Source organism: Limosilactobacillus avium (assembly GCF_947381485.1).
GTDB lineage: Bacteria > Bacillota > Bacilli > Lactobacillales > Lactobacillaceae > Limosilactobacillus > Limosilactobacillus avium.
Map to the genome: position 1 here is coordinate 83,107 of NZ_CANCWN010000002.1, position 19,309 is coordinate 102,415.

Annotated in this window: 20 protein-coding genes and 1 other RNA gene; 18 read left to right on the forward strand and 3 right to left on the reverse strand. The window is 49.2% G+C overall.

The window, feature by feature from the left end:
* Positions 1–42 precede the first annotated feature (42 nt).
* A complete protein-coding gene (gene tsaE, locus QOS01_RS01290; RefSeq protein ID WP_283620811.1) occupies positions 43–486 on the forward strand; it encodes a tRNA (adenosine(37)-N6)-threonylcarbamoyltransferase complex ATPase subunit type 1 TsaE in 444 nt (147 codons plus the stop codon).
* Complete coding sequence (locus QOS01_RS01295; protein WP_283620746.1) at positions 487–972, forward strand: GNAT family N-acetyltransferase; 486 nt, start codon at positions 487–489, stop codon at positions 970–972.
* Positions 973–1,021: 49 nt separating this feature from the next.
* Here QOS01_RS01295 and QOS01_RS01300 read toward each other — a convergent pair whose 3' ends face one another.
* Both QOS01_RS01300 and QOS01_RS01305 read right to left on the reverse strand, forming a co-directional pair.
* The gene (locus QOS01_RS01300) at positions 1,022–1,444 is read right to left on the reverse strand and encodes a PAS domain-containing protein (RefSeq protein WP_283620747.1); all 423 of its coding nucleotides are present in this window, start codon (positions 1,442–1,444) and stop codon (positions 1,022–1,024) included.
* Positions 1,445–1,456: 12 nt separating this feature from the next.
* Positions 1,457–1,993, reverse strand: coding sequence for a 3'-5' exonuclease (locus QOS01_RS01305; protein ID WP_283620748.1), 537 nt, complete (start codon positions 1,991–1,993; stop codon positions 1,457–1,459).
* Positions 1,994–2,119: 126 nt separating this feature from the next.
* On the opposite strand from QOS01_RS01305, the gene murB reads away from it, so the two are divergent.
* Entirely contained in the window at positions 2,120–3,013 is an 894-nt protein-coding gene (gene murB / locus QOS01_RS01310) for a UDP-N-acetylmuramate dehydrogenase (protein WP_283620749.1), read from the forward strand.
* Between the two features lie 153 nt (positions 3,014–3,166).
* Positions 3,167–4,087: a ribokinase gene (gene rbsK, locus QOS01_RS01315; protein ID WP_283620750.1), complete on the forward strand. Its 921-nt coding sequence runs from the start codon at positions 3,167–3,169 to the stop codon at positions 4,085–4,087.
* A 49-nt stretch (positions 4,088–4,136) separates the two neighbouring features.
* On the opposite strand, the gene QOS01_RS01320 is transcribed toward rbsK, so the two are convergent.
* Entirely contained in the window at positions 4,137–4,793 is a 657-nt protein-coding gene (locus tag QOS01_RS01320) for a DUF1361 domain-containing protein (RefSeq protein ID WP_283620751.1), read from the reverse strand.
* A gap of 100 nt (positions 4,794–4,893) precedes the next feature.
* On the opposite strand from QOS01_RS01320, the gene cdaA reads away from it, so the two are divergent.
* The 14 genes from cdaA (at position 4,894) to QOS01_RS01390 (ending at position 19,290) form a co-directional block, all read left to right on the forward strand.
* A complete protein-coding gene (cdaA, locus tag QOS01_RS01325; protein ID WP_283620752.1) occupies positions 4,894–5,745 on the forward strand; it encodes a diadenylate cyclase CdaA in 852 nt (283 codons plus the stop codon).
* On the forward strand, positions 5,732–6,574 hold the full coding sequence (locus QOS01_RS01330; protein ID WP_283620753.1) for a CdaR family protein: 843 nt from the start codon (positions 5,732–5,734) through the stop codon (positions 6,572–6,574). The genes cdaA and QOS01_RS01330 overlap by 14 nt, the downstream gene beginning before the upstream one ends.
* Positions 6,575–6,590: 16 nt before the next feature.
* Positions 6,591–7,946, forward strand: a complete 1,356-nt coding sequence (gene glmM / locus QOS01_RS01335) for a phosphoglucosamine mutase (RefSeq protein ID WP_283620754.1) — start codon at positions 6,591–6,593, stop codon at positions 7,944–7,946.
* A gap of 301 nt (positions 7,947–8,247) precedes the next feature.
* Entirely contained in the window at positions 8,248–10,068 is a 1,821-nt protein-coding gene (glmS, locus tag QOS01_RS01340) for a glutamine--fructose-6-phosphate transaminase (isomerizing) (RefSeq protein ID WP_283620755.1), read from the forward strand.
* A gap of 240 nt (positions 10,069–10,308) precedes the next feature.
* Entirely contained in the window at positions 10,309–10,620 is a 312-nt protein-coding gene (locus QOS01_RS01345; RefSeq protein ID WP_283620756.1) for a hypothetical protein, read from the forward strand.
* A 191-nt stretch (positions 10,621–10,811) separates the two neighbouring features.
* Positions 10,812–12,647: an acyltransferase family protein gene (locus QOS01_RS01350; protein ID WP_283620757.1), complete on the forward strand. Its 1,836-nt coding sequence runs from the start codon at positions 10,812–10,814 to the stop codon at positions 12,645–12,647.
* A 12-nt stretch (positions 12,648–12,659) separates the two neighbouring features.
* Positions 12,660–13,121, forward strand: a complete 462-nt coding sequence (locus QOS01_RS01355) for a MarR family winged helix-turn-helix transcriptional regulator (RefSeq protein ID WP_283620758.1) — start codon at positions 12,660–12,662, stop codon at positions 13,119–13,121.
* On the forward strand, positions 13,118–13,924 hold the full coding sequence (locus QOS01_RS01360; protein ID WP_047769391.1) for a Cof-type HAD-IIB family hydrolase: 807 nt from the start codon (positions 13,118–13,120) through the stop codon (positions 13,922–13,924). The genes QOS01_RS01355 and QOS01_RS01360 overlap by 4 nt, the downstream gene beginning before the upstream one ends.
* A 317-nt stretch (positions 13,925–14,241) precedes the next feature.
* Positions 14,242–14,838 carry an aggregation-promoting factor gene (gene apf / locus QOS01_RS01365; protein ID WP_283620759.1) on the forward strand — a complete coding sequence of 199 codons (597 nt, stop codon included), beginning with the start codon at positions 14,242–14,244 and terminating at the stop codon, positions 14,836–14,838.
* 82 nt (positions 14,839–14,920) lie between these two features.
* Positions 14,921–15,296, forward strand: a transfer-messenger RNA (tmRNA) gene (ssrA, locus tag QOS01_RS01370).
* A 452-nt stretch (positions 15,297–15,748) separates the two neighbouring features.
* Positions 15,749–16,600: a PfkB family carbohydrate kinase gene (locus tag QOS01_RS01375; protein ID WP_283620760.1), complete on the forward strand. Its 852-nt coding sequence runs from the start codon at positions 15,749–15,751 to the stop codon at positions 16,598–16,600.
* Positions 16,575–17,081 (forward strand): ECF transporter S component, encoded by a 507-nt coding sequence (locus QOS01_RS01380; RefSeq protein WP_408612411.1) that lies wholly within the window; start codon positions 16,575–16,577, stop codon positions 17,079–17,081. The genes QOS01_RS01375 and QOS01_RS01380 overlap by 26 nt, the downstream gene beginning before the upstream one ends.
* A gap of 15 nt (positions 17,082–17,096) precedes the next feature.
* Positions 17,097–17,813: a response regulator transcription factor gene (locus tag QOS01_RS01385; protein ID WP_283620812.1), complete on the forward strand. Its 717-nt coding sequence runs from the start codon at positions 17,097–17,099 to the stop codon at positions 17,811–17,813.
* A gap of 1 nt (position 17,814) precedes the next feature.
* Positions 17,815–19,290, forward strand: a complete 1,476-nt coding sequence (locus QOS01_RS01390) for a sensor histidine kinase (RefSeq protein ID WP_283620762.1) — start codon at positions 17,815–17,817, stop codon at positions 19,288–19,290.
* Positions 19,291–19,309: the final 19 nt, after the last annotated feature.

Below are 19,309 nucleotides of genomic sequence, written 5' to 3' on the forward strand. Positions count from 1 at the left end.
AATAATGAAAATGAGGTGATCCTGGTGGAAGAGAAAGTAAAGATGGATAGTCGGGAGGCAACCATCACCCTGGGCGAAAAGATTGGTCAAAAGCTCCAGGCCGGCGATGTCTTAGTCCTGGATGGTGACCTCGGTGCGGGGAAGACGACCTTTACTAAGGGTTTAGCAAAGGGGCTCGACATTCCGGACATTATCAAGAGTCCGACCTTTACGATTATTCATGAATACCACGATGGGCGATTGCCACTATACCATATGGATGCTTACCGTCTCGAGAACGGTGGTGCAGAGGACCTGGGCCTTGAGGAGTACTTTGACAGCGACGGGGTAAGCGTGGTTGAATGGGCTGAATTTGTGGAAGATGAACTGCCAGCTGACTTCTTGGCCATTCACTTCCGGCGGACTGATGATGAGAACAAGCGGGTCCTGGAATTTGAACCCCATGGTGACCACTTTGTGCAAATCGTTAAGGACGTGGTGGCCTAAATGGACGCGGTCACAATTAAGTTGGCGGGCCCGGAAGACGCTGCCAAGGTCCTGGCCTTTTTGCGGCAGACAGCTACGGAAAGTAACGCCGTCCAGGTGCCCCACCTGCTGGACGTAAGCTTGGAACAAGAAGCCGACAACATCAAGATGATTAACCAGTTTGACGACTGTGTAGTGATGCTGGCGATGCTTGGGGATGAACCGGTGGGCATTGTTACCGTTATGATGCTTGCTGACCATCCCGAAGTGGGCGAACTGGGCGTGGTCGTCGAAAAGAAGTACTGGCGAAATGGCATTGGTCAGCTACTCGTTGACGAGGCTGAGTACTGGTTCGAAAACTATAGCAGCCTAAAGAAGCTCGTTTTGTCGGTTTTCGCAGATAATTCACCAGCAATTGCCCTTTACCGAAAGCTACACTTTGAGGAGACGGGGAAGACGGTTGAAGATGGGCGCCCCGCCCTTGTGATGGAGTACCAGCCAGAATAGTAAAAAGACGCACCTGACTTTTTTCAAACATCAGGTGCGTCTTTAATTATTATTTCTTATTGAACATCTGCTTGATATTGCGCCAGAGTGACCCCCGCTGTTGGAAGTCACCGACTGGTTGGGTAACCTCAATGCAGCCGATGTACTGACCATCGTCATTGTGGAGGGCATAGAAGGCGATGCTGACCGGTTGCTGGTGATAGTTGATCAAGATTTTGATCGAATCGCGGTCACCACCGTGCATCTCGGCCAAGACTTGCTTGACCCGTTTTTGGCTGTGCCCGGGGTGAACATCCAAAACGTGCTTTCCGAGGTCCTTATCAGTCCGTTTGAATAAGCGGTGGTGGTTCGCCGATGACCAGCGGATGATGTCGTCTTGGTCAATAAAATCGAATTCAACGGGAATGGTGGCAAAAATGGCGTTCAAATCGTCTAAAGAGAGTTGGCCACCGTGAAGGTTAATACTAGGCATAATTACGTTCTCCTAACCGATAAGTTTGATAAAAGGGCTAAGTTGTTGGGGGCTAAAGTGGTGGCCCTGGTAAAGTAGGATATTGGCACATGCCTGGGCATCATCCAAAGCATTATGGTGATGGTGGAGGTCAATATCAAGGGCATCGCACACCGTGTTAAGCTTATAGTTGCTCAAACCTGGAATCAAGCGCCGACTCGTGGTCAGTGTGTCCAGAGTTTGGTAAGCCGGTGGCTGGATGCCATAGTGCTCCAGGGTGCTTTTTAACACACTGTTATCAAAGCAGTTATTGTGGGCAATGACCAGTTTATCAGGGGTGAAGAATTCCTTGATATGGTCCCAGACGGCGGGAAATGAGGGGGCGTCGGCAACGTCACGCTCATGGATCCCGTGGACCTGGATGTTGCGCCAGAAGAAATCCGTGTGGGGGTTGATTAAGGAATAAAATTCGTCAACGATTTGGTCGTTGCGGACAATTGAAAGGGCCAGAGAACAGGCGCTGTACCGCTTACCGCTTGCGGTTTCAAAATCCATGGCAACAAAGTTCATTTAAACACCGTCCTAATTTGTTTGATGATACTTATAATTGTACAAACGGTCACCGGCTTTTGCAATTAAATGCTACAATACTATAGGAAGTTAAAGAGAAATAATCAGAAAATGAGGAATAACGAAATGGCTAATTTAATGAATGAGTTTCCTAGTATCGAAATCAAGCAGGACGAACCATTGATGCACTATACTTACACGCACACCGGTGGGCCTGCTGACTGGCTCGCCTTCCCAAAGAATGTCGACGAAGTCAAGCAACTGGTTGACTACGCTCGCATTCACCAAGTTCCCCTGACCGTCCTGGGCAACGCCAGCAACCTGATTGTTAAAGACGGCGGGATTGAAGGGCTTGTCCTGATCCTGACGAAGATGGATGCAATTACCGTTGACCACAACGAGGTAACCGCCCAGGCGGGGGCTGCATACATTAAGACAACTGAGGTTGCCCGTGACCACAGCCTGACGGGCCTTGAATTTGCGGCAGGAATCCCCGGTAGTGTCGGTGGGGCAATCTTTATGAATGCCGGTGCTTATGGTGGTGAAACGAAGATGGTGGCGTCTTCGGCAACGGTGCTGTTTCCAGACGGGAAAATCAAGAAATTGAGTAACCAGGAACTGGACTTTGGATACCGTCACAGTAGTATTCAGGATTCCCACGGGATCGTCCTGGATGCGACCTTCACCCTCCAAGCCGGTGACCATGACGAAATCGCTGCCAAGATGAAGGAGCTGAATGAACGCCGGGCCGCTAAACAGCCCCTTGATTTACCATCCTGCGGCAGTGTTTTCAAGCGTCCGCAGGGGTACTTTGCTGGTAAACTGATTCACGACGCGGGCCTGCAAGGGTACACTGCGGGGGGCGCCCAGGTCTCTAAGAAGCACGCCGGCTTCATCGTTAACATTGACCACGGGACGGCGGCGGATTACGTTGCGGTGATCCACCATGTTCAGGCAACCGTCAAGAAAAAGTATGGGGTGGCCCTGCAGACGGAAGTCCGGATTATCGGCCGTAACTAGGAATTGTGGGGAAGGGATAGTAGTCTTTTCCCCTTCTTTTTATAAAACCATCAAAACGTTTTACTTATTGTTGCGATAAGCTTTGTAATCGTTTTTGTCGTATGGTATCATAGAATAAAATCAAGAGAATCTTACAGATAAAGGAGAATGAAAATGGCGAATAAGGTAGTAGTTTTAGGAAGTATTAACGTTGATACCACTTACCACGTTGAACGTTTCCCGCAACCAGGCGAGACGATTTCGGCAAAGAGCAAAAGTTCTGCACCTGGTGGTAAGGGTGCTAACCAAGCCGTTGCGGCTGTTCGCTCCGGTGCACAGACATCCTTTGTTGGCGCGGTTGGTTCCGATAACGAAGGCTCATACATGCTAGAAGCCCTCAAAGAAAACAACATTGATGTCCACCACATCATGGTCGACAAATACCATGGTACGGGAACCGCTGCTATTACGCTTGATGCAAACGGCCAGAACGACATTATGATTTACGGGGGTGCCAACCAGGCGATGACCACTGATGTTCTGGCGGGCATTGAAGATGTTTTGGATGGTGCTGACTTCTTGATCAGTCAGTTTGAAACTCCTCAAGAGGTTACTCTGGCGGCCTTTAAGCTGGCTAAGGAACACGGGGTTACCACAATCTTGAACCCGGCACCGGCCCATGACATCATTCCTGAATTGCTTTCTTACACGGACGTGATTGCCCCAAACGAAAGCGAATGTGCCCTGTTAACGGGGATTGAAGTTGCGGACGAAGAATCAATGCTGAAGAGTGCGGAGTACTTCCAGAAGCGGGGCGTTAAGCACCTTCTGATTACGCTTGGTTCGCGGGGCGTCTTCTACGCTACGCCGGAAGGTCACGGCCTTGTTCCGGCATTTAAGGTCAAGGCGGTTGACACCACCGCAGCCGGTGACACCTTTATTGGGGCCCTGAGTTCCCAACTGAAGGATGACCTGAGTAACGTTGCTGACGCGCTAGTATACGCACAGCGGGCATCTAGCCTGACGGTTCAACAGATGGGGGCAATGCCTTCGATCCCAACGGCCGACAAGGTTAAGGCAGCCTTAGCTGAATAAAAAATAACGACCACTGGTATTCGTTTTTGCGAAAGCCAGTGGTCGTTTTTTAATCTTTAGGAAGACGTTGGACCCAGTTTAGGAGCCCATAGGTGATAAGCTGCATGACCGTTAACATGATGGTGAATTCCAGCATTGGCTTGGACCAGATACCAAGAAGCTGACGAATAAACCACGAGGGGGTAAAGAGCAGGTAGAGGGAGTGCAGGCGGAGAAAACGCCCAATATAAATTCCCACGCTGGAGGTAAAGCAAAAGAAGAGCACCCACCAGGCTTGCAATTGCGGATGGTGCGGACTTGTCAGCCGGGTCAACTGGGCAGCGGTATTTTGCAGGCTAATGGTTCCCAGAATGAGGCATGAGAAGGCACAAACAATCATTAAAACAAAGATCAGCCAGATGTGGGGATCACTCTTGAGGATGCCGTTAATGCTGGTATGGGGCCGGAGCCAGGAAAGGTGGAAGAGGTCCGTGCTGACGTACGGGGCGTTTGGGTAAAAAATCACCCACAGGATGAGGGTGACCCAAAAGGCCAAGGCCCGGCGGTCATTAAAGCGCCGCATCTGAAAGCCAAACTCAATCGGTAGGTAACCGAGGAAAGTGTTAAAGGCCATGAAGTTATACGGTGGCTTAACCGTTAGCCATAGGTAGGCAATTAGTACCAGAAAGAAGATACGTACTTTCCACTGAAAAGAAATCCGTTGCAAAAATACAGCCTCCTTGATTTAGTCAATACTACTAGCATACCAGACTTTTACCGGTGAAAATGATATAATATGAACGTGAATTTGGAGGATGGTGAATGCTATGCAGTTTATTGCTTCGCTTCTGACGTGGCAGAACTTGATCCACCTCATCGATATCCTTGTCATCTGGTTCTTGATTTACGAGTTGCTGATCTTGATTCGCGGGACACGGGCTGTGCAGCTTTTCCGTGGAATTTTGATCATTATCTTGGTCAAGGTCATCAGTTGGTACTTTGGCTTAAGCACCGTTTCGTGGTTGATGGATCAGGTAATCAACTGGGGAGTAATCGCAATCGTGGTTATCTTTCAGCCAGAAATTCGGCGGGGACTGGAACACCTTGGGCGTGGTTCATTCTTTACGGCTCATCAAACAGCGAATGAGACTGAAGAGGAAATGATCAAGCAACTTGATCAGGCAATCCAATACATGTCAAAGCGCCGGATCGGGGCCCTGATCAGTATTCAAATGAATACGGGGCTCGAAGAGTACATTGAAACCGGGATTCCAATGGATGCGGACATCTCCGGGGCGCTTTTGATCAATACCTTTATTCCCAACACGCCACTGCACGATGGGGCGGTTATCATTAAGGATAACCGGATTGCGGTGGCCGCCGCCTACCTACCGTTGTCGGATAGTAAGCTAATCCCCAAGGAATTGGGGACCCGGCACCGGGCGGCGGTTGGGATTAGTGAAGTTACGGACGCCTTGACGATCGTTATCTCAGAAGAAACTGGTGAGGTTTCCATCACCAAGGATAACGAGTTGATCCGCAATATGTCCCAGAGTGATTACCTGAAATTCTTGCGGGCCCAGCTTTACAAGAAGGTTCCCCAAGATAGCGGAAACCTGCTGACTAAGTTATTCGGCTTACTTGGTCGCAACGGAGGTGGTCGTCATGAACAAAAATAACGACGGCTTTTTCAGCCGCAAGTGGGTACTACGGCTAACGGCCCTGGTCCTGGCAATCTTTCTCTTCGTGTACGTCAATGGCAGCAAGAATGGTTTTTTACGCCAGAATACCCGGGACAGTAACCGCAACAGTGCCCTGATGTCCAACAAGTCGGCGACAATTGAGATGCCGCTCAACATTACCGTGGACAATGCGAAGTACGTCGTCACCGGTTATCCCCAAACGGTCAAGGTGCGGGTCAATGGACCATCGGCCTTAGTGACCACTACTAACAATATCCAGAACTTCCGGGCCTACCTGGACCTGAGTAAACTTGCGCCCGGAACCCACCGGGTAAAGGTCAAGACGAGTGGCCTTAATTCCGAGCTGCGCGCCACAACCAAGCCCCAGTACATTAACGTCAACATTCAGCCGCGCCGGACCATTAGCATGCGGGTAAGCGTCCGGCTGAATTCGCGGACATTAGACAATGGCTACACGATTGGCCGGCCACGGCTGGATACGGATGTTGTCCAGGTCACCGGTTCAAGAGAAGAGGTTGACCGGGTCAGCCGAGTAGTGGCCTTTGTCGCTATTCCAAGTGACGCTAAGAATGACCTGCAACGGCAGGTAACCTTGCAGGCACTGGATAAGAACGGTCAGACCCTGAACGTGGTTATTACACCGAAGACAACAAACGTGACGATTCCGATTAGCCGGAGTAGTGATAGCTCCAGCAGTTCCAGTAGTGAAGATTCTAGTAGTTCTTCCTCGAGCAGGAGTCAGGATAGTAACGACATAACAAATAGCACGACGAAAGAAAGTAGTACAAGTTCTACTAATAATTAATTGAAGGAGAAGAACAATGAAATTAAAGTATTTTGGTACAGATGGTGTCCGTGGGGTTGCAAACCAAGATTTAAGTCCGGAATTAGCCTTTCGTGTTGGCCGGGCCGGGGGTTATGTTTTAACCCGGCACTCTGAACGGAAGCAGCCACAGGTCCTCGTATCCCGTGATACCCGGATTTCCGGTGAGATGTTGGAAAATGCCCTGGTTGCCGGTCTGCTTTCCGTGGGGATTGAGGTCCTCCGCTTAGGGGTCGTTACTACCCCTGGAGTTGCCTACCTGGTCCGGGCCCAGGATGCTGATGCCGGGGTCATGATCACGGCCAGTCACAACCCAATTAAGTACAACGGAATCAAGTACTTTGGTGGGGACGGCTTCAAGTTGTCTGACGACCTTGAATATGAAATTGAACAATTGTTAGACGCGGATGAGGATACCCTGCCGCGGCCATCCGATAAGGGCCTGGGAATGGTTACCGATTACCACGAGGGGGCTTTGAAGTACACTTCCTTCCTCGAGCAAACCGTTTCAACCGACTTGAGTGGCTTGAAGGTCGTTGTTGACGCTGCTAACGGGGCCACAAGTGGCTTTGTTTCCAACCTCTTTGCGGACATGAACGTTGACTTTGTGCCAATTAATGACCAACCAGATGGTTTGAACACCAATCTTGAATGTGGGTCAACCCACCCCGCTGGACTTCAGAAGGCGGTTGTTGAAAACGGTGCTGACCTCGGGGTGGCCTTCGACGGTGACGGTGACCGTTGCATCGCGGTTGACGCTGACGGTAATATTGTTGATGGTGATAAGATCATGTACATCTGTGGGAAGTACATGGATAACAAGGGCACCCTGAAGAAGGATACCGTGGTAACGACCGTCATGAGTAACCTGGGGATGTATAAGGCCTTAGAAGCTCACGGGATGACGAGTGTTAAGACCAAGGTCGGTGACCGTTACGTTGTCGAAGAGATGCTGAAGAACGGCTACAACCTTGGTGGTGAACAATCCGGTCACATCATCTTCCTCGACCACAACACCACTGGTGATGGGATGCTGACCGCCTTGCAATTGCTGTCCGTCGTCAAGGAAACCGGTAAGACTCTGGCCGAATTGGCTAGCGATGTCACAACCTACCCACAGGAACTGTTGAACATTAAGGTTGCTGACAAGGCAGCAGCAATGGAAAACGCGGACCTTAAGAAGGTCATTAAAGAGGTCGAAGATGAGATGGCTGGTAATGGTCGTGTTCTTGTCCGGCCAAGTGGGACAGAACCGCTTCTCCGGATTATGGCCGAGGCCCCAACTAAGGAACTGGTTCACCAGTATGTTGAAAAGATTGGTGACGTTGCCCGGGCAGAACTAGAAGTTAAATAATTAAACTGTGCATTCGAGCGCGCTCCGGATGACTAATTGAAGACAATCATTGGTACGAATATATTGTTGATTGTCCGTAACTAGCCACCTGGGGCGCGCTTTTTCTTAAAAACGATGGTGTAATATGCGCAAACCAGGAAAGTCATTATGTTTTTGCTAATACCTATACCAATTGAGTGCAACCGATTGACAATCAATTTGAAAACCTGTACTATACAATACAGTTAGCCAAGAAACTAACGATTTTAAAGTTATCTATACCAATTTAAATGAAACTTAAATAAAAAGGATGGAATAAATTATGTGTGGAATTGTTGGAGTTACCGGTACTGACCAGAGTTTGTCAATCTTAATTGAGGGGCTTAAGCGGCTGGAATACCGGGGCTATGACTCAGCAGGGGTTTATTTAAATGACCAGCAGGGGCATGACTACCTCGTGAAGCGCCCGGGACGGATCAGTAACCTGGAAGCAGCCTTAACGGACGACGTTCATGGCCTTTCCGGGATTGGTCATACCCGTTGGGCAACTCATGGGGAACCAAGCGAGGCCAATGCGCACCCGCAATACTCCCAAGATGACCGCTTCTACCTGGTTCACAACGGGGTTATTGAAAACTATGCCCAACTGAAGAAGGAATACCTGGCCGGTGTGCACTTTACTAGCCAAACCGATACTGAAGTAATTGTTCAGTTGGTTGATAAGTTTGTTGTTGAAAATAAGATGACAACTGAAGGGGCCCTCTTAAAGGTGCTGCGCTTAATCAGTCCTGATTCTTCCTACGCCTTCGTGATGATTGACCGGGAACAACCGGACACTCTGTACGTTGCTAAGAACAAGTCACCACTACTGGTTGGCCTGGCCGATGGCTACAACATGGTGGGCTCCGATGCGATGTCAATGATCAAGCAGACGAACACCTTCATGGAAATCGATGACCATGAACTGGTAATTGTTAAGCCGGACCACGTCACCATCAAGGACTTTGACGGCAACGAAAAGCACCGCAAGTCGTTTAAGGTTGACATGGATGAAAACGCCGCTGACAAGGGGACTTACCCATACTACATGCTGAAGGAAATTGATGAACAGCCGGCAGTAATGCGGAAGCTGGTTCAAAAGTACTTCGGTAAGGACGGGCAACCACAAATTGACGAAAAGCTGCTGAAGTCAATGGCCGATGCCGACCACTTATACATTGTTGGGGCCGGAACTAGTTACCACGCCGGCTTAGTTGGTGCCCGGATCTTTGAACGGCTCTGTGGGGTTCCAACCAGTGTGCACATTTCTTCAGAGTTTGCCTACGAACAGCCACTGCTGTCCAAGAAGCCATTCTTCATTTTCCTGAGCCAGAGTGGTGAAACTGCTGATAGTCGGCAGGTACTGGTCAACGTGAATAAGAATAACTGGCCAAGCCTGACGATTACCAACGTCGATAAGTCGACCCTTTCGCGTGAAGCAACCTTCACTGAATTGCTGTATGCTGGTCCAGAAATTGCTGTGGCCTCAACGAAGGCTTACACGGCCCAAATCGCCGTTGAAGCAATTCTGGCCAAGGCCTTGGGTGAATACCTGGGCAAGCAGCCCGCCAAGGACTTTGACGTTAAGCACCAACTCGGGTTAGTTGCCAACGGGATGCAAGCCATCACCGATAGTAAGAAGAAGATTGAAGAAGTGGCCGCACGTTACCTTTCTAAGCCACGGAACGCCTTCTATATCGGGCGGGGAATTGACTGGAGCGTTTCCTTGGAAGCAGCGTTGAAGCTGAAGGAAATTTCCTATGTCCAAGCAGAAGGCTTCGCATCTGGTGAACTGAAACACGGGACGATTGCCCTGATCGAAAAGAATACACCGGTTATTGGCATCATCACCCAGGACCGGACAGCTGGTTTGACCCGGAGTAACCTGGATGAAACCAAGGCCCGGGGGGCAAGTACGATCACCATCGTTTCCCGGCACCTGGCCCAAGAAGACGACACAATCGTCTTGGCAGATGTTGATGAATACTTGACACCACTGCTTAGTGTGCTGCCAGCACAATTGTTGGCCTACTACACTAGTCTGGGGAAGGGCCTGGATGTTGATAAGCCACGGAACCTTGCTAAGTCAGTTACTGTTCAATAAAATAAATTGTCGCAATGGTCACCGTTGATCGTTGCGGCTTTTTTATTTCCTAAAATTGACATTTTTTAGAATTTTGTATTGACTTCCACTGGTGAAACCGCTATCATAATAGTTGCAAGGTATTAAGTATTTACCTTCTAACCAATTCTCTTTCTCTCTTATGCCAATCACCGTCATCGCGACGGTGATTTTTTTGTTTTTTATCGCTATAATTGACTAGGTAAGAAGGGGGAACATACTTTGGAAAAGCAACACGAAGTTTTAACACTAATTGAAGAGATTACCCGAAACGACGGGAGCACCTACTACGAGATTGGTAACATGGTCCATAACGGACGGGCCGAACTGGCAGCGGAACGCGGTTTCATTAAGGAGGTCCGGATCCTCCAGCTGAACATCCCCCACTCACGTAACGTCGCCAAGTATGAGGACTACATCAACAGTCACTACAAGATGCAGGACGAGTCGATGGACCACTGGGAAGAATGGAAACGGACGCCCGCGATGGATAAGGTGGTCGCCGATATTTTGAAAGAAAACCACATCGGTTAAGATGACTGGCGCAGGCTTAACAGGGCACCAGCGGCAAAGAAAGTAAGCCCGGTGTCCTTTAATTATCAAATAAAGCAGGAAAAGGGAAATTTTTTCGCCTTTTCCGGCCTTATTTTTTGTGAAAGGGCTATACACCAGTCATTTCAGCCAGTATAATTTTATGAGGATTACAAAAAGTGGAGGTTGTTGAAATGAGATCAGCTAGGCGTAGGCAGCGTCAATATATTACTGGCATTGATGGTCTACGTACGTTGGCGGTATTGGGGGTCATTGTTTACCACCTTTTACCAAATGTACTGCAAGGGGGCTACTTGGGGGTTCCCCTTTTTCTGTTGATATCCGGTTACTTTGTTACTTACCAGATATCCAAGCACCTAATGCAAGACGGTTTCTTTGATATTCTGGCATTCTATAAGCGCCGGTTTAAGCGTCTTTATCCAGTCCTAATTGCAATGCTGGTTTTGACAACAGCGTACATTACCCTGTTTGCCCGGCCGCTTTTGCACCACATTAAGGCGATTGTCCTCACTAACCTGCTGTGGGTCTATAACTGGTGGGAGATTAAAAATGGTCAGTCCTACTTTGACCAATTTGGCGGAATCTCGCCATTCACACACCTGTGGACCCTGGGAGTGGAAGCTCAGTTCTACTTACTGTGGCCGCTAATTTTGATTTTGCTTTTCCGTATTCTGGGAAAGAAGAAACGGGTGGCCCGCGTGGTCCTTTTACTGGCAATTGCCTCGGCGGTTGAAATGGCTCTCCTCTATGACCCGGCAAATATTAACCGGGTCTACTACGGGACCGATACCCGGGCCTTCTCCCTCCTGTTAGGGTCTTGGCTGGGCCTTACCTGGCCACTAAACCGCCTGCGGAAAAACCTGATCCAGTCCGACATAAACCTACTGAATGGGTTAGGAATTGCTTCCATCATAATCACGATTATTGGTTTCTTCACCCTGAACGGGCAGAACCCGGCGACCTACCGCGGGGGGATGTTCTTCTACAGCTTCGTTGGTATGATCACCACGGCGATGATTTTGCACCCGGGCGCCAGTATGAACCGGTGGATGACCAACCCGGTATTCACCTGGATCGGCAAGCGGTCCTACGGGATTTACGTTTACCAGTATCCGGTAATGGCCTTTTATGAACGGGCGATTCATGTCGGTGTCCACCCGGTTATTAATTCACTAATCGAGCTGGTGATTATCGGGGTCGTTAGTGAGCTTTCCTACCAGCTTTTGGAAAAGCCGCTGGCCCACTATGATTGGACAAATATTAGACAAGACTTACATAGTATTAAGACAATTTCGCTTCAGGGAGGAATTAAAATGGCCTTTAGTGTTATCGCATTGGGAATTGCCCTCTTCGGCTTGAGTCAACCAGACCACCAGCCTGCGAAGACGGCGGTCCAGGTCCGGATTGAACATAACCACCAGCTTGCTGCCCAACATAATAAACAGCTTGCGGAGGGGAAGAAGACGTCAACGGAGAAGTCCGGCAAACTGGAAAAGAAGTACAACCTGACTGCTCAGCAGGTTAAGGCACTGAAGAATACCAAGGTTACGGCGATCGGTGATTCGGTAATGGCCGATGCCGCCAATAGTATTCAGGAATTAATGCCCCAGGCCTATGTTGATGCCAAAGTTGGCCGCCAGGGTTCAGAAGCGCCCGCAGTCATTAGCCAGTTAAAGTCAGATGGGCACCTGAATAAGAACGTGGTGCTGAACCTGGGAACGAACGGGGCAATGACCAAGGAGACGGTCAACGAGATCTTGTCTGGGATTGGTTCCAACCGGCAAGTCTACTGGCTGACCGCCCACGTGCCAACCAAGCCATGGCAACAGACCGTTAACCGGGAAATCAAGGCCGCAGCCAAGAAACATAAGAATGTCCACGTGATTGACTGGTCAGCAGAAAGCAACAACCACGCAGACTGGTTTGCTGATGATAATGTTCACATGGATGAACAAGGAAACATTCACTACACGCGGATGGTTGCTAAGGCAATTTTGAATCACCAGTAAGGAGCGACGGTCGTGGCTGAGGATGAACACTTACTAGACCAGGCAATCGACCTTTACCTAACCGGGTTAAAGGGACTCGGTTCCTTTATCTCTGAGCCCTCGGCAGCTTTTTCCCTGTCTTTTGAGCAATACTTGATTCTACGCAGTATTGTCCACCAGCCGGGAGTAAAGCTGATGGACATTGCAAAAGAACGGGGGGTCACCCGGAGTGCCGTCTCCCGGCAGCTGAAGGTCCTGTTGACAAACCACTACGTTATCCAGAAAAAGGACCCGGCAGACCGGCGGCGCCAGTCTTTGGTAGCAACGCCAGAGGGGAAAAAGGTGGAAGGGCAGATTGCCCAGCGGGTTAAGAAACGCTTTAGCAACTGGCTAACCATCTTTGGCACGGAGCGGGGGGCCAAACTTTTGGACCTCCTTTCCGCATTTAACCAACAGATTGTCCAGGCAAACAAGGAGAAGGATGAATCAAAATGATTAAGATGATTGCATTAGACCTTGATAACACGCTGCTCAACAGTAAGAAGGAGATTTCACCGCGTAATGAGGCGGTCTTGAGAAAACTCCACCAACAAGGAATCCACGTTGTCCTGTGCACGGGGCGGCCAATCAACGCCATCTGGCCCTACATCGAGCAGTTGGGGCTAACCGAACCAGATGACTACACGATCACCTTCAACGGGGGCCTGGTAATCAATAACCGGACGAAGGACCACCTGTTTGAAATGGGGATGGACAAGCATGACCTGGCACCATTATTACACTTCGTCAATGCCCACCATATTCCGTTAAATGTTTTGGACTTTGACCAGGTTTTCGAGCTGAATGACTTCCCCGGCTCAATCTACCGGTCAGTTCTGAAACACATTAAGTTCAGGAATATTAAGGCGGCCCAGCTGCCGGGAGAGACCTTTAGCAAGGCCGTAATGGCAATTTCACCAGAAAAACTCACACCAATCATCAAAGAACTTCCGGCCGACCTGAAGAAGCATTATCACGCCGTGCAGTCACAGGCAATGATCATGGAGTTCCTGCCGATTGGAGTTAATAAGGCGGCTGGCCTTAAGGTCCTGCTCAAGCACTTCGGTGACGACTTCAGTAACCTGATGAGCTTTGGGGATGCTGACAACGACCTCGAAATGATTGAGGCGGCCCGGCAGGGAATTGTCATGGCCAATGGTTTGCCGGCAGTCAAGAAGGCCGCCACGGCGATTACCGACTCGAATGATGATGATGGTGTGGCCACGTATTGTGAACGTTTCTTTGCAACACAACTGTAATATAAGCGCAAAAAAGATAGTTAAAAAGGCAAAAATCCGCGGAATCTCAAGGATTCTCCGGAATTTTTGCCTTTTTTTAGTTGAATTTTGAAGATTTTATGAAAAAGTTAGGGAAACTGAAAAATCCTGTCCTAATGGCTTTTGCCGCCCTTCTTGAAAACGCTGGGGTAGTCAATATTACAATCAAGTAACATTATATTGGCGAAATGGGGGAAAGCGAAAAGAAGCTGTTACAGGCTAGTAATATTCACCGTGTACCATAAGAGCTGTTGAATGAACGAAATAAATCAGAATGATAAAGGATGGTTGTTTAGTTTATGAATACTAAGAAAAACTTTGTAAAAGCTTTTGCTACTCTTGGGGCTGTAGCCTTGGGTGTTACTTCAACAGCAGTTGTTGCCAACGCCGACATGGTTTACACCGTAAAAAGTGGTGATACCCTTTCGAGTATTTCTTACAAGTTCGCTAAGGACAACAGTTTGATTAACGAAATTGCGAAGGACAATAACTTGTCAGATGTTAACCACCTGCAAGTTGGTCAAAAGCTACTGATTAAGGGTGATGGGGAAATCTCGACGATGAATACCCAAAATACGCAGGCTACCCAGACAAATAATGCCCAACAAAACAAGGACAACACGACTGGTGACAATACTGCGGACAAGGCTAGTCAATCCAATAACCTTTCCAGTGCTGAACAAGCAGCGAAGGAATGGATTGCCCAACACGAGTCTGGTGGCAGTTACACTGCCCAAAACGGTCGCTACTATGGTCGTTACCAGCTTGACCTGTCTTACCTTGGTGGTGACCTTTCACCACAGCACCAAGAAGAGGTTGCTCAACAATACATGCAAAACCGTTACGGCTCATGGCAAGCGGCCCAGGCCCACTGGGAAGCCAATGGCTGGTGGTAATAAATCTTACGAGGATCGTGCGACGGCGCGGTCCTTTTTACTATGCGATTAAGACTAAGTATGATATGATACTTAGTGTAACGGGGATGTTTTTTGGATTCGACAGGTATAGGTCGAGTTTCAACTGCGTTTCGAAGGTTGCGTCTTCGTAAAAACGCTCAGTTTTAAATTATAACTGCAAACAATAATTCAAACGCTTACGCATACGCTGCCTAACAAGTAGCGCGCGTAGATCTACTTCGGGTTCGTCCATGATGCGAATGTAGGTTTTATATGTTAGTGGACTACGCTTCCTGCTCCCGTTTGAAGCAGTAAGAAGAGACCAATCAAACTAGCTAGCCATGGTTGCCCTGATCAACGGCGTTTTGACTAGTGAAGCTTAAATAGTTGAGATACGAACGTAGAGGTTGAAATGGCGATATGCTTGGACACGGGTTCGACTCCCGTCATCTCCATTGTGGGGTATCAACGAATTTTATTAAATATCGAAATGTTGATATACCAAGTCTTTAGGCTGACTGGATTATAAATGGGTTGCATAAAATTTTCATGAATTGTAGCCAAAATGTAGCCCAAAAAATAATATAGTTGTTGGGCGTGACTGTCACTAAAAAGTGGCAGCTTTTATTTTTGTCTATAATAAAAAAGTGCACTGGCTACCACCAATGCACCAAGTAAGGAGTTGATACCCTTGAGGGTGTACTCTGTTGCACTTGACTGGTGGTATATTGCCGTACACCAGAACAAGAGCGTTACCGTCTAGCTTCGGCTGGACGGTTTTTCTGTATCGCTAGCTCCCATTTGAACAACTAGCAAATAGCCCCTTACACTGTTTTGAGCCCGCTGGCTTTCAAAAGGGGCGGGGAAAAGTATATAATGATGGTTAAGCTAAGAGAAAGAGGTGGCCCAGGTGACAGTTAAACCAACTTTAGTAATTGAAGACTTTACTGCCCTGGGACAAATCTCCATGGTGGCAGCGACAACGATCCTTCAAGCGATGGGGCAGTCAACTGCTCTGTTACCTACCGCGGTCCTTTCCACGCAGACGGAGGGCTTTGGCCAGCCCGTTGCTATTGATACTCGGCGTTGGCTGCCACAAGTTATTGACCATTGGGACCGCGCCGGACTTGTCTTGGATGGCGCCGTGATTGGCTACCTGGGAAAACCAGCGCTGGCCAATTCAGTTGTCCAGATTCTTGACCACTATCATCCCCAAATCCGGGTAGTTGACCCGGTAATGGCCGATGAGGGCCAGATGTACCCCGGCCTTTCATCAAAGCTTCCTAGTGCGCTTAGGGAGCTGTGTAAGCGGGCAACGGTAATTACGCCCAACTGGACGGAATTGTGTCTCTTGGCGGGCAAACAACCGCGGGAATTCAAGGCGGACCACTTACCGGCCCTAATCACTCAATTACGCGCAGCGGGTATCTCTGCGGCCGTGGTAGTAACAGGAATCGTCAGGGGGGACCGGGTCAGCTGTTGCCTCTGTTCTGCAGACGGCTATCAATGGTATGATTCGCCCCGCCGTCCCGGACACTTTTACGGGAGCGGGGACGCCTTTGCTGCCTTGTTGTGCGGGTACCTGACACAGGGGTGCCCACTAGAAATGGCGGTAAAAAAAGCCAGTCAAGCGCTAGCGGTTGCTATTGGGGCCACCCAACCCCTAAATAACCACGACCGGCAGTACGGAATGAAGATGCAAAAACTACTTGCTTACCTATCAAGGGAGGACGAGAATTGTGAAAACGCAGCAAACCACTAAGAAATTAACCCTAGCGGCAATGTTGATTGCCCTGTCAATCGTTTTTGGCCGGGTTTTCCTGATTCCATTGCCCTGGACCCATGGAAACGTCAACCTTTGTGACGCTCCAATCTTTGTTGGGGCCATGCTCCTGGGACCGTGGTACGGGGGAATAATTGGTGGTAGCGCCGGGATGTTTCTTGACCTCTTGTCCGGATTCGGTCAGTACGCCCCGTTTTCCTTTGTTGCTCACGGGCTGGAGGGCTTAATTGCCGGCTGGCTGATGCGCTGGCTCCCTAACCGCTGGGGACAGCTCCTTGGCTTAATCCTCGGTGTGGCGGTCATGGTCGTCTGCTACTTCTTTGCCGATTCCATTCTTTACTCCTGGAGCACGGGGGCCCTGGGGGTCATTCCTAATACCCTCCAAGGAGTCGTTGGGGCGGTAGTAGCTGCCTTGTTTGCGCGCCCTTTGAAACGTAATTTGCACCTGTCTTTCAAATAAGAGAGGAAGATAATGATGAACATATTAATGATTGAAGATAACCATTCTGTTTGCGAAATGATGGCAATGTTTCTTAAAAAGCAGAACTGGTACTATGAATTTGCTTACGATGGGATCGAGGCGGAAGAAAAGTTTAAGGCCGACCCCGACAAGTGGGATATCATCCTATTAGATCTGAACCTGCCGAAGAAGGATGGAATGCAGGTTGCTGCCGACATCCGCCGAATCTCATCCACCGTACCATTGATTATGCTGACAGCCCGGGACACGGAAAGTGACCAGGTTCTCGGCCTAGAAATTGGGGCAGACGATTACGTCACCAAGCCCTTTAGCGCAATTACCCTAATTGCCCGTATCAAAGCCCTTTACCGGCGGAGCCAGCTCGGTAAGACTACCAACGAAGCCCAGCAAGAAGACGATGGTGGCTTTGATGTTCAGACGAAGCACTTCCGGATGAACACCAAGACCCGGGAGGTATACCTCTACGATAAGCAGATCACTGACCTGACCCCCAAGGAGTTTGACCTCCTAAAGACTCTGGCCAGCAAGCCCCGCCAGGTTTTCACCCGTGAACAATTGTTACAGCTGGTTTGGGACTATGAGTATTACGGGGATGAACGAACCGTTGATGCCCACATCAAGAAGCTCCGTCAAAAACTGGAAGACCTTGGCCCGCAGGTGATTAAGACCGTTTGGGGAGTAGGCTATAAGTTCGATGATGAAAATAACTAAAATGAAATTAATGTACCGTTTAATGCTGAGCTTCTTTACGATTATCATGTTGCTGATGATCATCCTCAGCTTCTCGTTCATTAACGTTACTAACCAGACCCTCTACCATAACGCCTGGTTCCAGTTGCGTAACGATGCCGACAGCCTTGTCCAGGATGCCATCCGTTACAACCCCGGTGATCACAGCTTTGAGGGCTTTGCCTCACCGGCCTTGAACAGCAACGCTAAGCTCTTGTCCGACCAGAATGTCCACTTTGCGATCTATGATGCGACCCACAACCAGGTCTTTGCAAGCAACGGCTTTACCCCCACGATTACCGCTGATAAGTGGGCAAAACTAAAGAAGGGGGAGACCATCTACGTCCGAATTGCCACGCCCCAACTTTCCCGTAAGGTTGCTGATACCCGCCTTCCGCAGATGACGGAAATCATTCGGCCTTACCGGGTCAAGAATAAGCTGGTCGCCGTGGTGGCCATTGCGACCTTTGTGTCGTCTATTGAGCAAAACATGCACCAGATCAAAATTAACCTGATTATGGCCCTGCTGGTGGCCGGCCTATTAACCCTGCTAGCGAGCTACTTCCTTGCCCGCTCAATTACGCGGCGGGTCCGTAACCTCCAGCAGGCGACCGCGCAAGTGGCAAAGGGAAACTACGATGTTCAACTGCCGGCTTTGGGGAAGGACGAAATTGGTGACCTTGGCCGGAGCTTCAACCAGATGACGGCCTCACTTAAGGCTTCCCAGGAGGAAATCCACCGGCAAGAGGAACGGCGCCGCCAGTTTATGGCTAACGCCGCCCATGAGATGCGGACCCCGCTGACGACGATTAACGGGATCCTAGAAGGCCTCCAGTATGACGTCATCCCGGAAGAGGATAAGAAACACAGTATTGAGCTGATGCAAAACGAAACCAAGCGTTTAATCCGGCTGGTTAACGATAATTTGAATTACGAAAAAATTCGGACGAACCAGATTACGATGGAACGCAAGCTGTTCGATGCGTCCGCGGTTTTACAGAACCTGGAGGAACAACTGAGTAAGAAGGCCCAGGCCCAGGGAGATACGCTGGACGTTGATGTTGCTAAGGGCCTGTTAGTTTATGCGGACTATGACCGCTTCGTGCAGATCATGTTTAACATCATCCAGAACGCAATTCAGTTCACTCAGAATGGTCAGATTAAGATTCGCGGGAAGCAAGTCGCAAACGGTACCCAATTTACCGTTCAAGATAACGGAATTGGGATGACCCCTGAACAGCTGGAAAACATTTGGGAACGTTACTACAAGGCCGATCGTTCCCGAATGAATACGAAGTACGGCGAATCAGGCCTTGGTTTGGCGATTGTGCACCGTCTTGTTCAACTCCACGGGGGGAAGATTACCGCCCAAAGTGAGTACGGAAAAGGTAGCACCTTTACCGTCTATTTCCCTGACGAAAAGACAGCCCTTAACAGTAAAAAAGAGGCCAATGATTAGTAAATCTTTACGATCAAGA

Excerpts from the sequence above, each read along its gene's own strand:
- tsaE (WP_283620811.1), top strand. The coding sequence starts at position 43 with ATGGATAGTCGGGAGGCAACCATCACCCTGGGCGAAAAGATTGGTCAA.
- QOS01_RS01295 (WP_283620746.1), top strand. The coding sequence starts at position 487 with ATGGACGCGGTCACAATTAAGTTGGCGGGCCCGGAAGACGCTGCCAAG.
- QOS01_RS01300 (WP_283620747.1), bottom strand. The coding sequence starts at position 1,444 with ATGCCTAGTATTAACCTTCACGGTGGCCAACTCTCTTTAGACGATTTG.
- QOS01_RS01305 (WP_283620748.1), bottom strand. The coding sequence starts at position 1,993 with ATGAACTTTGTTGCCATGGATTTTGAAACCGCAAGCGGTAAGCGGTAC.
- murB (WP_283620749.1), top strand. The coding sequence starts at position 2,120 with ATGGCTAATTTAATGAATGAGTTTCCTAGTATCGAAATCAAGCAGGAC.
- rbsK (WP_283620750.1), top strand. The coding sequence starts at position 3,167 with ATGGCGAATAAGGTAGTAGTTTTAGGAAGTATTAACGTTGATACCACT.
- cdaA (WP_283620752.1), top strand. The coding sequence starts at position 4,894 with ATGCAGTTTATTGCTTCGCTTCTGACGTGGCAGAACTTGATCCACCTC.
- QOS01_RS01330 (WP_283620753.1), top strand. The coding sequence starts at position 5,732 with ATGAACAAAAATAACGACGGCTTTTTCAGCCGCAAGTGGGTACTACGG.
- glmM (WP_283620754.1), top strand. The coding sequence starts at position 6,591 with ATGAAATTAAAGTATTTTGGTACAGATGGTGTCCGTGGGGTTGCAAAC.
- glmS (WP_283620755.1), top strand. The coding sequence starts at position 8,248 with ATGTGTGGAATTGTTGGAGTTACCGGTACTGACCAGAGTTTGTCAATC.
- QOS01_RS01350 (WP_283620757.1), top strand. The coding sequence starts at position 10,812 with ATGAGATCAGCTAGGCGTAGGCAGCGTCAATATATTACTGGCATTGAT.
- QOS01_RS01360 (WP_047769391.1), top strand. The coding sequence starts at position 13,118 with ATGATTAAGATGATTGCATTAGACCTTGATAACACGCTGCTCAACAGT.
- apf (WP_283620759.1), top strand. The coding sequence starts at position 14,242 with ATGAATACTAAGAAAAACTTTGTAAAAGCTTTTGCTACTCTTGGGGCT.
- QOS01_RS01385 (WP_283620812.1), top strand. The coding sequence starts at position 17,097 with ATGAACATATTAATGATTGAAGATAACCATTCTGTTTGCGAAATGATG.
- QOS01_RS01390 (WP_283620762.1), top strand. The coding sequence starts at position 17,815 with ATGAAATTAATGTACCGTTTAATGCTGAGCTTCTTTACGATTATCATG.